At 46.4% G+C, this 12,941-nt stretch carries 11 protein-coding genes; 7 read left to right on the top strand and 4 right to left on the bottom strand.

Going from position 1 to position 12,941, the window contains the following annotated elements:
* The first annotated feature begins 157 nt into the window (after nucleotides 1-157).
* Nucleotides 158-1,294: an NAD(P)/FAD-dependent oxidoreductase gene (locus K0625_RS06175; RefSeq protein WP_220108872.1), complete on the top strand. Its 1,137-nt coding sequence runs from the start codon at nucleotides 158-160 to the stop codon at nucleotides 1,292-1,294.
* Nucleotides 1,295-1,324: 30 nt separating this feature from the next.
* Here K0625_RS06175 and K0625_RS06170 read toward each other — a convergent pair whose 3' ends face one another.
* Complete coding sequence (locus K0625_RS06170; protein WP_220108871.1) at nucleotides 1,325-1,816, bottom strand: MarR family winged helix-turn-helix transcriptional regulator; 492 nt, start codon at nucleotides 1,814-1,816, stop codon at nucleotides 1,325-1,327.
* A gap of 170 nt (nucleotides 1,817-1,986) precedes the next feature.
* On the opposite strand from K0625_RS06170, the gene K0625_RS06165 reads away from it, so the two are divergent.
* Complete coding sequence (locus tag K0625_RS06165; RefSeq protein WP_220108870.1) at nucleotides 1,987-2,535, top strand: VOC family protein; 549 nt, start codon at nucleotides 1,987-1,989, stop codon at nucleotides 2,533-2,535.
* Between the two features lie 106 nt (nucleotides 2,536-2,641).
* On the opposite strand, the gene K0625_RS06160 is transcribed toward K0625_RS06165, so the two are convergent.
* The 3 genes from K0625_RS06160 to uvrA all read right to left on the bottom strand — a co-directional run bounded on the left by K0625_RS06160 (nucleotide 2,642) and on the right by uvrA (nucleotide 8,620).
* Nucleotides 2,642-4,459: a DEAD/DEAH box helicase gene (locus K0625_RS06160; RefSeq protein WP_220108869.1), complete on the bottom strand. Its 1,818-nt coding sequence runs from the start codon at nucleotides 4,457-4,459 to the stop codon at nucleotides 2,642-2,644.
* A gap of 239 nt (nucleotides 4,460-4,698) precedes the next feature.
* On the bottom strand, nucleotides 4,699-5,757 hold the full coding sequence (locus tag K0625_RS06155; protein WP_220108868.1) for a M28 family peptidase: 1,059 nt from the start codon (nucleotides 5,755-5,757) through the stop codon (nucleotides 4,699-4,701).
* A gap of 25 nt (nucleotides 5,758-5,782) precedes the next feature.
* A complete protein-coding gene (uvrA, locus tag K0625_RS06150) occupies nucleotides 5,783-8,620 on the bottom strand; it encodes an excinuclease ABC subunit UvrA (RefSeq protein WP_220108867.1) in 2,838 nt (945 codons plus the stop codon).
* A gap of 217 nt (nucleotides 8,621-8,837) precedes the next feature.
* Here uvrA and K0625_RS06145 point away from each other — a divergent pair, with 217 nt between their 5' ends.
* From K0625_RS06145 to K0625_RS06125, 5 genes are all read left to right on the top strand, one after another.
* Nucleotides 8,838-10,205: an MFS transporter gene (locus K0625_RS06145; RefSeq protein ID WP_220108866.1), complete on the top strand. Its 1,368-nt coding sequence runs from the start codon at nucleotides 8,838-8,840 to the stop codon at nucleotides 10,203-10,205.
* Nucleotides 10,206-10,282: 77 nt separating this feature from the next.
* Nucleotides 10,283-10,963 carry a single-stranded DNA-binding protein gene (locus K0625_RS06140; RefSeq protein ID WP_220108865.1) on the top strand — a complete coding sequence of 227 codons (681 nt, stop codon included), beginning with the start codon at nucleotides 10,283-10,285 and terminating at the stop codon, nucleotides 10,961-10,963.
* A 294-nt stretch (nucleotides 10,964-11,257) separates the two neighbouring features.
* Nucleotides 11,258-11,653 (top strand): curli production assembly/transport protein CsgE, encoded by a 396-nt coding sequence (locus K0625_RS06135; RefSeq protein ID WP_220108864.1) that lies wholly within the window; start codon nucleotides 11,258-11,260, stop codon nucleotides 11,651-11,653.
* Between the two features lie 23 nt (nucleotides 11,654-11,676).
* Nucleotides 11,677-12,069 carry a curli assembly protein CsgF gene (locus tag K0625_RS06130; protein WP_220108863.1) on the top strand — a complete coding sequence of 131 codons (393 nt, stop codon included), beginning with the start codon at nucleotides 11,677-11,679 and terminating at the stop codon, nucleotides 12,067-12,069.
* Complete coding sequence (locus K0625_RS06125; protein ID WP_220108862.1) at nucleotides 12,066-12,833, top strand: CsgG/HfaB family protein; 768 nt, start codon at nucleotides 12,066-12,068, stop codon at nucleotides 12,831-12,833. Before K0625_RS06130 ends, K0625_RS06125 begins: the two co-directional genes overlap by 4 nt.
* The last annotated feature ends 108 nt before the right edge of the window (nucleotides 12,834-12,941 follow it).

Here is a 12,941-nt window from a genome sequence, read left to right as displayed (position 1 = left end):
GCTTTCCTCTTTATAATATTTATTAAAACGTGACGGTTTAATATAGATCATAGCAAATGGTGCTGCAACGCTACCTTGTGATGCTTTGGCTAACCTCTTATTAAGGCGTATCCTTAACTGATTGAAATAGACTGTTTAATAGTTGAGATTAATTTTCATGGAAAAATTGGATGTCATCGTTGTCGGTGCTGGTGTTGTCGGGCTTGCCATTGCGGCCAAGTTGAGTAACACAGGGAGGAGCCTTGCCGTTATTGACAGAAGAGGAGGTTTCGGTGAAGAGACGAGTAGCAGAAACAGTGAAGTTATCCATGCTGGGATCTATTATCCTCAACACAGTCTAAAGGCTAAGTTTTGCGTTGCAGGAAGGCATGCTCTCTATGAATATTGCCAGCGAAAAGGAGTGCCTTTCTCGCCTATTGGTAAGCTGATTGTTGCCAATAGCTCTGTTCAAGAGAGTGCATTACACACTGTAATGGAGCAAGCGCTTAAAAATGGTGTTGATGATCTTTACTGGGTTTCTAAGCAAGGCTTTGATTCATTCTCATCTGAGCTGAGCGCTTCTGCTGCCCTGTTATCTCCCTCGACGGGGATCATAGATAGCCACAGTTATATGTCGAGTCTATTGGCTGACATAGAGCTCGCTGGAGGGATATTTGCCAGCCATACTGAGTTGGTAAGGGCAGAGCCTATCTCTGGTGGCTTTATCGTTTGGTTGAATGTCGATGGTGATGTGGTAAAGATGCAGTGTCGTCATCTTATTAACAGTAGCGGTTTAAGCTGCACAGAGGTTGCAAGGCGCATAGAGGGGGTTGGTGTGAGCCTTTTGCCTGAGCTTTATTGGTGTAAAGGACACTATTTTAACTACAGTGGTGTAAACCCTTTCACTAAGTTGGTTTACCCAGCACCTGAGCCAAATAGTGCAGGGTTAGGCATACACGCAACCATAGATATGGCTGGGCAGTTAAGATTTGGTCCAGATGCCCATTATTTAAGTCCCCAAGACTTGTTAAACTCGCAAGATTACTCGATCCCAATCTCATTGAAAGAGGGCTTTATAGCAGCGATAAGGCGCTATTACCCCAATATCGATCCTGAAAAACTCCATCCAGGCTGTGCAGGCATTCGCCCTAAGTTGCAAGGTCCCAATGACTCCTTTAAAGATTTTCAGATTCAAGGGGAAGGTGAGCATCATATAGATGGACTGATAAACCTATTTGGCATTGAGTCTCCTGGGTTAACTGCGAGTCTGGCTTTAGGTGAATATGTGGCTAATATGGTTAAGGAGAGTGAGTAGCCAGTGATGCTGCTCTACACAGCTTAAGTGTCAGGGCAATCTATCTTGTAGAAGCTCGTCAGCTCTGCTCATTAGTTTTTTGAACATCTCATTAAGTTTGAACTGCTCATCGCTGCTCAGTATCGACATAAGGGCTTGCTCTCTGGCTAAGATCATCGGGGCTAGCTCTTGATGGATCTTAATTCCCTCTGGGCTTAACTTTAACAGGGAGGAGCGTTTATCATGCTTGTGGCTGTCTTTCATCAGCAGAGATTTATCGAGCATCTTGGCGATAGCGCGGCTGGTCTGCATCTTCTCTAGATTAATCATCGAGCCGATATCTTTGGCCGAGAGTGATTGCCCTGCTCCCAGTACTGCTACTATGCGCCATTCATGTTTGGATAATGCAAAATGGCCAGTGTAGATATCGGCAATACTGTCACTTACGCGAGCCTGTAATTGAGTGAGCTGAAAAGGAAAGAACTGCTCCATCTCTAAACTCACCTCTATCTCCTTATCAGAATTGCGCTCTCTTACTGACATAGTCACTCTTAATTGGCATGTTACTTATCGTGGTAGCGACATTATCGGCTTACCCGCTTACTGGAGTAAAGGGATTCCTTTACAGCTTCTCTTTAAAGCTTGCTCATTTCTTGAACTCTGATGATAAAAAGAATATAGTAACATTTGTTACTATATTCTTAGGGGAAGTTATGATCAATATCGAGCAGATACACCATGTAGCATATCGCTGTAATGATGCGAAAGAGACTGTTGAGTTTTATAGAGATAAGCTCAATATGGATTTCCTCGTGGCCATAGCTGAAGATAAGGTGCCTTCGACTAAAGCGCCTGACCCCTATATGCATCTGTTTCTCGATGCGGGCAATGGCAACATATTGGCATTCTTTGAGCTGCCGAATTCGCCCAAAATGGATAGAGACAGAAACACCCCTGAGTGGGTGCAACATATTGCATTTAGAGTGAAAGATACTGCAGCACTGCTTGAGGCCAAGCGTGAGCTTGAGGAGAAAGGCGTCGAGGTACTCGGGATCACTAAGCATGGGATTATTGAATCGATCTACTTTTTCGATCCAAACGGTCACCGATTAGAGCTAACCTGTGTGACCGGCACACCCGCACAATTTAAAGAGTTGAAAAAGGTTGCGCCAGCTATGCTTGAGGAGTGGTCGGTGACTAAGCGGGCTCCTAAGCATGCCGCCTGGTTACATGAGGAGGAGTTCGAAGGGAGCGATTCTTGAAATGAGATTGATGGCTAATACCAATCAATAAAAAAGCAAAAAAGGAGCCTAGGGCTCCTTTTTTATGGATTCACTTAGTTAAAAGCGATCGGCTCATCTAGCGGGTTTACTCGCTATCTCTTGATGGGCCTTTGCGGTGTGTTTTTCTGTCACCTGATGGGCGACGGTCACCAGAAGGTCTGCGTGGGCGACGTGGTGGACGGCTGTCTCCAGCTGGCATCTCAGCACCATCGGCTTCACGAATGTTAAGTGGCTTGCCACAAACACGCACCTTTTTAAGGTGGTCCAGTACATCCTTTGGCATGCCATCAGGAAGATCGATAGCTGTCATGTTATCAAATAACTGGATCTGGCCAATATAACGGCTGTCGATGTTTGCTTCGTTTGCAACAGCGCCAACGATATTACCCACTCCAACACCATGATCACGACCCACATCTATGATGTAACGGCTCATCTTAACGTCTGGATTGTCCTTAAGTGCATCGGCTTTACCCAAGTTAGTTGGGGTTGGGCGCGAATCACGGCGAGGACGATCATTACGGTCACGTGAACCACGATCGCGAGAGTTACGGTCATCACGGTTGTCACGCTGACGCTCGTTAATCGACGGCAACTGTAAAGGACGCTCTTTCTGTACTTGCTGTAGCAGTGCTGCAGCAAGAATGTCAGTGTCGACTTCAAGTTGTTGACAAAGTTGAGCTACAGCACCCTTCATGAAATCTAAAGAGTCTTTGCTGATGATCTCTGCAACTTGCTCACCTAGGCGAGATAGACGACGCTCGGTCACTGTCTCTGGGCTAGGAACGTCCATTGGTGAGATGCGGCTCTTTGTTGCACGTTCGATAGTGCGTAGCATACGCATCTCTCTGTGCGTAACAAACAAGATTGCCATACCAGTACGACCAGCACGGCCAGTACGACCAATACGGTGAACATAAGCTTCTGTATCATATGGGATATCGTAGTTAACTACGTGTCCGATACGCTCAACGTCAAGACCACGAGCAGCAACATCAGTGGCGATAATGATATCTAGCTTGCCACGCTTAAGTTGATCAACAGCGCGCTCACGAGCCTGCTGGTTCATATCACCGTGTAGTGGTGATGATGCATAACCGCGCGCTTCAAGCTTCTCTGCTAACTCAACACAGCTGTTACGAGTACGAACGAAGATGATGATACCTTCAGTCTTTTCAACTTCAAGAACACGTACTAACGCTTCAAGTTTGTTGTGCTGAGAGACCTGAACAAAACGTTGCTCGATGGTTTCAACCGTTGTTGTAGTGGCTGCAATTTTAACGTGTACTGGGTTATCCAAGTACTTGTTAGCAACACGCTTAATCTGCTCAGGCATAGTCGCTGAGAAAAGTGCGAGTTGACGCTCTTGAGGTGTATGCTCAAGGATCCATTCGATATCATCGATGAAGCCCATTTTTAGCATCTCATCAGCTTCATCAAGTACCATAGCTTTAAGCGTAGCTAGCTTAAGTGTGCCACGACGCATATGGTCCATAACACGGCCAGGAGTACCAACGATGATCTGTGGACCACGTCTAAGAGAGTTAAGCTGCTGCTGCATGCTTTGACCACCATAAATAGGTAGTACATGCATGCCTTTCATAAATTTAGAGTAGCTAGCAAAAGCTTCTGCAACCTGAACGGCAAGTTCACGTGTTGGCGCTAGCACTAAAATTTGAGGTGCATTGGTTGTTGGGTCGATGCTGTTAAGTAGTGGCAGAGCGAAGGCACCAGTTTTACCTGTACCAGTCTGTGCCTGACCTAATATGTCCTTGTTGGCCATAAGAGGGTCGATACTTGCAGCTTGAATTGGGGTAGGCTTTTCGTAGCCTAGCTCGTCAAGAGCACGCAACAAAGGCTCGGAAAGACCGAGTTCGCGGAAAGTTTTTTCTTCGGATGACATGGGTTGTAGCCTTGTGGAATAACAGAGTGCAGAAAATGCACTTAGGTTTATAGACAGAAAATCAACCCCGTGTCGACTTCCCGCAACAAAAATTGCTTTAATAAGCCGATTATTATAGCAGGGTGCAATTGGTATTACCAATTAAATGTGAGCTCGTAATGAGTTTACGGGATGATTTCATGGTAAACCGGATACTAATTAGTAAGTTATATTCAAAAATAATAATTTATCACTATCATTTATTGAATGTTTCCTAGTTGTAAACTGTCTATTATCAGCAGTTGGTGCGCCGAGCTGGTAACAGCGGCTAGAAATTCAAAATCTATTTTTTCCTGGGTATCGCTAGGTGCATGATAATCTTGATGAGGTGGTACGCCAAAGTAGAGCCAAGGAACCCCAATTTTATGCAGCGGGTAGTGATCTGAGGCCCTAAGCCAGTCAATATTTCCGGTTAACTTCCCCCGCTTTCTTGGGTGCTTAGCCTTGATACATAACCCTGTCTCATTTATCAGTTTCTGCTTAATTAATGGAAACTGTTTAAACCCTCTTCTTCCCTCGAGATAGACCGCCATGGAGCGCTCAGGTCGACCCACCATATCTAAGTTAATGGCGAGCTCTATCTGTTTGTTGTTTGGAGTGATGTTTTGCTGGCTAAGAAGCTCGGCCAAGGCGTAGCCGCCGTAGAGTCCTGGCTCCTCGGCATCGGTCGCGACAAACATAAGATTGGTTTTTGTAAATAACTCAGGATGTGTAGCCGCATAGTGGGCAAGTTGTAACATGGCTGCAATGCCCGATGCATTGTCATCGGCGCCAGGGTATAGCTTGCGACCTTTTACGCCTAAGTGATCATAGTGTGCGATGACAACCCGCCAAGATGTTGAGGGGGTTGATGCTTTTAAAACCCCCACCACATTGCTGCCTTCTCGCTCACTGAACCCTTGGGAGTAGGTGAAGGGAAGGTTGAACTTGCCTGTACTCTTACTTTGTAGCCTTGTGGCTTTTGTACCTACTTGCGCAGATAACCAAGGTGTTAACCCTATCTGAGTGAAACGCTCATTAAGGTAAGTTCGAGTTAACGCTGCGCCTTGAGTACCGGTTTTTCTACCCTCAAATTCTGCGGAGGTCAGTTGAGTGAGATCGGTTTTAAGGGCTTGTTGGTCGACCCAGTTGGCTTTTAATTGAGTTTTACAGCTGGTACTGAATGTGGAGCAGCCAGAGAGAGTAAGGCTAAAGAGCAGTAGTATAGAGAGGGTATGTGAGAAGCGGAGAGAGGTGAGCTTAATCTGTATTGGACTCATCTTCTCTCCTTGTCTATCTCGTTAATTACTGTTCTAGCAAAGGCTTAAGAAAGCGCGCCGTGTGAGACTCTTTATGCTCGGCAACTTGCTCTGGTGTGCCAGTCGCTAGAATTGTTCCGCCGCCAGCGCCACCTTCAGGACCGAGATCGACAATCCAGTCGGCAGTTTTGATCACATCCAGATTATGCTCGATAACCACTATGGTATTACCGTGAGCTTTTAATCTGTGCAGAACATCCAATAGTAATTGAATATCTGCAAAGTGTAGCCCCGTTGTTGGCTCATCGAGAATATAGAGCGTCTGACCCGTATCTCGCTTAGAGAGCTCTTTTGCCAGCTTAACACGTTGTGCTTCACCGCCAGAAAGTGTGGTAGCACTCTGTCCCAAGCTGATATAGGAGAGGCCAACCTCAATCAAGGTTTGCAATTTTCTAGCAATGGCTGGTACGGCATCGAAGAAAGGCCTCGCCTCTTCGACGGTCATATTGAGCACCTCATGGATGCTCTTGCCTTTATATTTGACCTCTAAGGTTTCACGATTATAGCGCTTGCCCTTACAGTAATCACATGGGACATACACATCGGGAAGGAAGTGCATCTCAACCTTGATCAAGCCATCGCCCTGACACGCCTCACAGCGTCCACCTTTGACGTTAAATGAGAAACGACCAGGCTTATAACCTCGGGTACGAGACTCTTGAGTTGCTGAAAATAGCTCCCTGATTGGAGTAAAAATGCCCGTGTAAGTGGCTGGGTTTGAACGTGGCGTACGGCCAATGGGGCTTTGATCGATATCGACCACCTTGTCACAATGCTCCATCCCTTTGACTTCTCGATAAGGGGCTGGCTCATCCACGGTTGCGCCATTAAGTACTCGATGAGCAATCTTATAGAAGGTATCGTTGATCAGAGTTGATTTTCCTGAGCCAGATACCCCAGTCACACAGGTAAACAGGCCAACAGGTATGGTCAAGTCCACATCTTTTAGGTTGTTGCCACTGGCACCAAATAGCTCGATTAGCTTATCGCCGTTATACGCGACTCGATCTTCACTGATATGGATCTGCTTCTTGCCCGAGAGATATTGGCCAGTAATCGACTCGTCACAGCTGAGAATATCCTCTAAAGTACCGTCACAGATCACTTCACCGCCATGTACACCAGCTCCTGGGCCAATATCGATCACATGATCTGCCATCTTAATAGCATCTTCATCGTGTTCGACCACAATAACTGTATTGCCTATATCGCGAAGATGGATAAGGGTTTGCAGTAAGCGTTCATTATCTCTTTGGTGTAGACCAATTGAGGGTTCATCGAGCACATACATTACGCCGACTAATCCTGCACCTATCTGACTTGCAAGTCTGATCCGCTGAGCTTCACCACCAGAGAGCGTGTCGGCAGAGCGGGACAGGCTTAGGTAGTTAAGCCCGACGTTGACTAGGAAACCTAAACGATCGCCCACCTCTTTAAGGATCTTCTCGGCAATCTGGGCTTTCTGTCCCGTCAACTTAAGTGTGGAGAAGTACTCCATCGCCTCACCGATAGACCACTCGGTTAACTCTGGCATGCTCAGATCATTGATAAAGACATTACGTGCTTCTTCACGAAGACGCGAGCCGTGACAACTTTGACATGATTGGGTGTTGATAAATTTGGAGAGCTCTTCGCGAACAGCGTTTGATTCTGTCTCGCGGTAGCGCCTGTCCATGTTGTTGAGTATGCCTTCAAACGGGTGATTACGAACAACAACGTCACCACGATCGTTAATGTACTTAAAGGCGATGCTCTCGCTGCCTGAGCCATGTAGGACCAGTTTCTGTATTTTATCGCTGAGTTTTACAAAGGGTTGCTCAACATCAAACTTATAGTGCTCGGCAAGGGAGCTTAGCATCTGGAAATAGTAGAAGTTGCGTCTGTCCCAGCCGCGGATAGCACCGCCAGCCAGAGATAGCTCATTGTTGACGATAACACGTTCTGGATCGAAATATTGCTGTACGCCTAAACCATCGCAAGTGCCACAAGCACCAGCTGGGTTGTTAAATGAGAATATTCTTGGTTCCAGCTCAGCCATCGAGTAGCCACAGTGGGGACAAGCAAAGTTTGCTGAGAAGAGTAGCTCTTCATCGGGATTCTTACTCTCGCTATCCATGTCAGCCACGGTGGCGATGCCGCCTGAAAGTTCCAGTGCAGTTTCAAATGATTCGGCTAATCGCTGTTGAATATCGTCACGAACCTTAAAGCGGTCGACCACGACTTCAATGGTGTGCTTAACGTGAAGTTCAAGCTCCGGTGGATCGGTGAGGTCGCATACTTCACCATCTATACGGGCGCGAATAAACCCTTGCGCCGATAGGCTGTCCAGTAGCTTTACATGCTCACCTTTACGGTTGTTGACCACAGGGGCAAGCAACATCTGGCGGCTGCCTTCTGGAAGTTCTAATACCTTGTCTACCATCTGGCTGATGGTTTGTGCCGTGAGGGGCTGGGCATGAGTGGGGCAGCGTGGCTCACCGACGCGGGCAAAAAGAAGACGCAGGTAGTCGTAGATCTCAGTGATGGTTCCCACCGTGGATCTTGGGTTGTGGGATGTGGATTTTTGCTCGATGGAGATCGCTGGGCTTAACCCTTCGATATGATCGACATCGGGTTTCTCCATCAGGCTTAAGAACTGGCGAGCATAGGCTGAAAGGGATTCAACATACCGCCTCTGCCCTTCGGCATAAAGTGTGTCAAACGCCAGAGAGGATTTACCCGAGCCCGACAGGCCGGTGATCACGATTAATTTGTCTCTGGGAATTGTCAGGTTGATGTTTTTTAGATTGTGGGTGCGGGCGCCACGTACTTCAATCTTGTCCATCTGTCTCTCTATGCCAAATAAAAAAGAGATCGATTATCGCACAAAAATTAGCAAAAGCAGAGAGGAGAAGATCAAGAGTAAATTCTGGGATGGTGCGGTTAGTTGGTGTGGAGTTTTGTTGTGCTCCCACTTAAAGGTCCTAGATGAATTAGTTACATCTTGATCTGAATTGGTATAAAATGCGCGGCTTATTTATGTATTCAGATCAGGGCGAAAAATGGCCAATAACGGACTCTCAAAGACTGAGAAAAAAGTCGCGTTTTCTTTAGCCAGTGTATTTGGTTTGCGCATGATGGGCTTGTTTATGATCATGCCTGTTTTTGCACTTTACGGGCAACATCTGCAAGGTTTTTCACCATTGTGGGTGGGTATTGCTATTGGCGCTTATGGTCTGACCCAAGCTGTTTTGCAGATCCCTATGGGGATATTATCGGATAAGTTTGGCCGTAAACCTATTATCCTTATCGGCTTACTGATGTTTGCCTTTGGTAGTTTAGTGGCCGCCAACGCTGACACTATTTACGGTGTGGTTGCGGGTCGTGCGATACAGGGAATGGGCGCGATCGCCGCCGCCGTGCTTGCCTTAGCGGCTGATTTGACTCGGGATGAGCAGCGTACCAAGGTGATGGCGATTATTGGTATGTGCATCGGGTTCTCGTTCGCCCTGTCTCTGCTGGTTGGGCCGATTGTCGCTCAATATTTAGGTTTATCTGGTTTGTTTGCCATGACTGCGGGTCTCGCGGTTTTGGGCATGATTATTGTGCAGCTGCTGGTGCCGAACCCCATATCTCAAGCCCCCAAAGGGGATACATTAGCGACGCCTGCGAAGTTGAAGGCGATGGTGACTGACCCTCAACTGTTTCGTCTTGATGCGGGGATCTTCATTCTGCATTTAGTCTTGACCGCTGTATTTGTTGCCTTGCCGCTGGACTTAGTTGATGCTGGTTTGGCCAAAGAGAAGCATTGGATGCTCTATTTCCCCGCTTTTATGGGGGCGTTCTTTTTGATGGTGCCGCTTATTATCATTGGTGTGAAGAAGAAAAACACTAAGGCGACATTTCAAGTTTCACTGCTAATCATGATGTTGGCATTGGCTTCAATGGCACTGTTTGCTAATAATCTAGTGGTGCTAAGTATCGCGGTTGTGCTGTTTTTTACAGGCTTTAACTATCTGGAGGCGTCGCTTCCAAGTTTAATTGCCAAGTTTTGTCCCGTTGGTGATAAAGGCTCCGCCATGGGCGTATACTCAACGAGTCAATTTCTTGGTGCCTTCTGTGGTGGTATATTAGGCGGTGGTGCTTATCAGCTTGTGGGGGCCGAAGGGGTTTTCGCTGTGGCGCTGGGTTTGATGACGCTCTGGTTATTACTCACGTTAGGCATGAAAAATCCAGTGTTGTTAAAGAGCTATACTCTTGAAGCAAAAGTTGAAGGTAAAGAGCAGGCAAAGGTGATGGCGACTGAGCTGTCTCAGCTTGCAGGTGTCGCCGAGGCGATAGTGGTTCTTGAAGAGAAAGTGGCTTATTTAAAAGTTGATGAGCATTTCGATTTAAGAGAAGCGCGAGCTGTGTTAGGCTCTGTCAGTTAAGTCGTTATTTCGTGTCATTTGATATGAATTAAGCGTAGAATTTATCGTAATTTGTAAGAATATCTCAGGAGATTTCAATGGCCAGTCGTGGTGTCAATAAGGTAATTTTGGTCGGTAATTTGGGTAAAGACCCTGAAGTTCGTTATATGCCAAATGGCAATGCCGTCGCCAACTTTACAGTGGCGACGAGTGAGTCTTGGAAAGACCAACAAGGTCAGCCACAAGAGCGTACTGAATGGCACAATATTGTCATGTACCGTCGTCTAGCTGAGGTTGCTGGTGAATACCTTAAGAAAGGTTCTAAGGTTTATATCGAAGGTAAACTGCAAACCAGCAAGTGGCAAGATCAGGCAACCGGTCAAGATAGATATAAGACTGAGATCAATGCCAATGAGATGCAGATGTTAGACAGTCGTGGTCAAGGCGGTGGTCAACAGCAAGGTGGTTATGGTCAGCAGCAGGGGCAGCAGCAAAACCAGTACAATGCACCTCAACAGCAAGCGCCACAACAGGGTGGTTATGCGCCTAAGCCTCAAGCAGCTCCTCAGCAACAGGCACCTCAGCAGGGCGGATACCAGTCGCAGCAGCAAGGTGGTCAACAGCAGCAAGCGCCAGCTTATGCGCCTAAGCCACAAGCAGCTCCACAGCAACAGTCGCCACAACAGCGTCCAGCGCCTCAGCCTCAACAGCAAGCTGCGCCGCAACAGAACTTTACCCCAGATCTTGATGATGGTTGGGATGACGATATCCCGTTTTAGATCTTAGCGACTAAGTGCTAAAAACATCTCTGAAGCCTCTTATTTAAGAGGCTTTTTTGTTGCCTATTTTCTCCGTTTTAAATATTTTCCTTAACTAGTCAAAAGTATTACTCCTTTTCTATCGCTTTCTTCAGTTACTCGTTAGTGAGCACTTTTTACTCGTCAAAAAAAACCAATTGCTGATAGTGTGGTTCTTTAGTCTAAGTCGCGGCATTGCTGGATCCGCGTTGGCTTAATACTGTTTAGTTTGGGTCTCATCCCGTGAGCCTTTGTAATTGTTGAGATTGATAACATATGAAAAAGTGGATCTATTTATTACCGTTTCTCTTTACCTTCTCAACGGCTGCAGTAGCGGTGGAGGATGATATTGAGATTAGTGGTTTGGTGATAGATAGAACCTTGACTCGGTTTGGTAAGGACTTTGGTTTTTACTACTCAGGTTATTGGCGAGATCTCACTTTCACCCAGGGCTTCAATGTCACTCTCTATGAAACTGTATTCCCCCAAGCGGGCACTCAGCTGACCTTAGAGGTGAATGGAAAAGCTATCTATAGAACCCATTTTGGACGTCGGGCGAATCCGATAAAGGAGCGGGCAGAGCAAGCAATTTTACTTACCATAGATCATATAGCCCAGATTAAGGCGAACGCCGTTACTGGTGAGTTGGCAAGTGCTGAAGATGGCTATTAATTTTGGCTATTAGGATAAGAATAATGAAATACAGGATGTTAGTTTTAGCGGTCAGCTTAGCTGCTGGCAGCGTTCAATCGACCGAGTTGGTCTATACCCCTATTAACCCCAGTTTTGGTGGGTCGCCGTTAAATGGCTCGTACCTGCTTAATAAGGCTAATGCGCAAAATGATCATAGCGAAGGAGAGGGTGATAAAGACTTTATTACTCGGTTTAAAGAGTCTCTAGAGCGAAATATTCTTAATACGATCACCCGTGGAGTTGCCAGTGGGGAGATCACTGACGGTACCTATGACACTGGTGATTTTCGTATTGAAGTCGCCTCTGTTGGTGGTGGGGTTGTGCTCACTATTACTAATTTGGTCACGGGTGAGATCACCGTCATTGAGATGCCAGTTTATGGAGGTGGGGGATGAGATACTTACTACCTCTAGTTGTCATCAGTTTGCTCTCAGGCTGTGGTCTGCTTCCTAAGCCGGAGTTAAATGTGAGTCAGGCTGAACTTAACCCTGTGAGCGAGACCATGCTAGCACTGCAAGCGAAAAAGGGGCCTAAATACCCTATTCCTGTTGCTGTGTATTCATTTAGGGATCAAACGGGACAGTATAAGCCTCAACAAAATGTCAGCTCATTTTCCACTGCTGTAACCCAAGGCGCGACCTCTATGCTAATTCAGACACTGCTGGATTCTCGTTGGTTTACTCCTGTTGAGCGTGAAGGGTTACAAAACCTGTTAACGGAGCGAAAGATAACCAAGAAGCAACCTAAGAGTAAAGACTCTGAAGTGCCTCAACTGACCAATGCTCGCTTGTTGCTTGAAGGTGGGATTATCAGTTATGAGACAAATGTTAGTACAGGTGGTATCGGCATGGAGTATTACGGTATCGGTGCTTCTGAGCTCTATCGTGAAGATCAGGTCACCATCTATTTGAGAGCTGTCGATGTGCACAGTGGAAAAGTGATGATGTCGGTATCCACCACTAAACGTGTGTTTTCTCAGGAGTTGAGAGCTGGTCTGTTTCGTTTTACTAGTTTAAATCGTTTGGCTGAAGCTGAGATGGGGTTCACAACTAATGAGCCTGTGCAGTTTTGTGTGTTGCAAGCGATTGAGCTAGCGGTTGCTGAGATGGTCGATAAGGGGATCGCATTGGGATACTGGAGTCCTAATTCTCAAAGTTAATTCATAGAGCTAATTCACTGGAGTGAGTCACAAAGTTAACTTAAGCCTAGATTTTTTGAGAACAGAGCAGCAATAACACTGTTTAATATTATTGCTGCTTCTTTACTG

Origin of the sequence: Shewanella nanhaiensis, from assembly GCF_019457885.1 — a bacterium.
GTDB classification, from domain to species: Bacteria; Pseudomonadota; Gammaproteobacteria; order Enterobacterales; family Shewanellaceae; genus Shewanella; species Shewanella nanhaiensis.
Note: the sequence above shows the minus strand (reverse complement) of the source record. Positions and strands in the feature narration are given on the sequence as shown.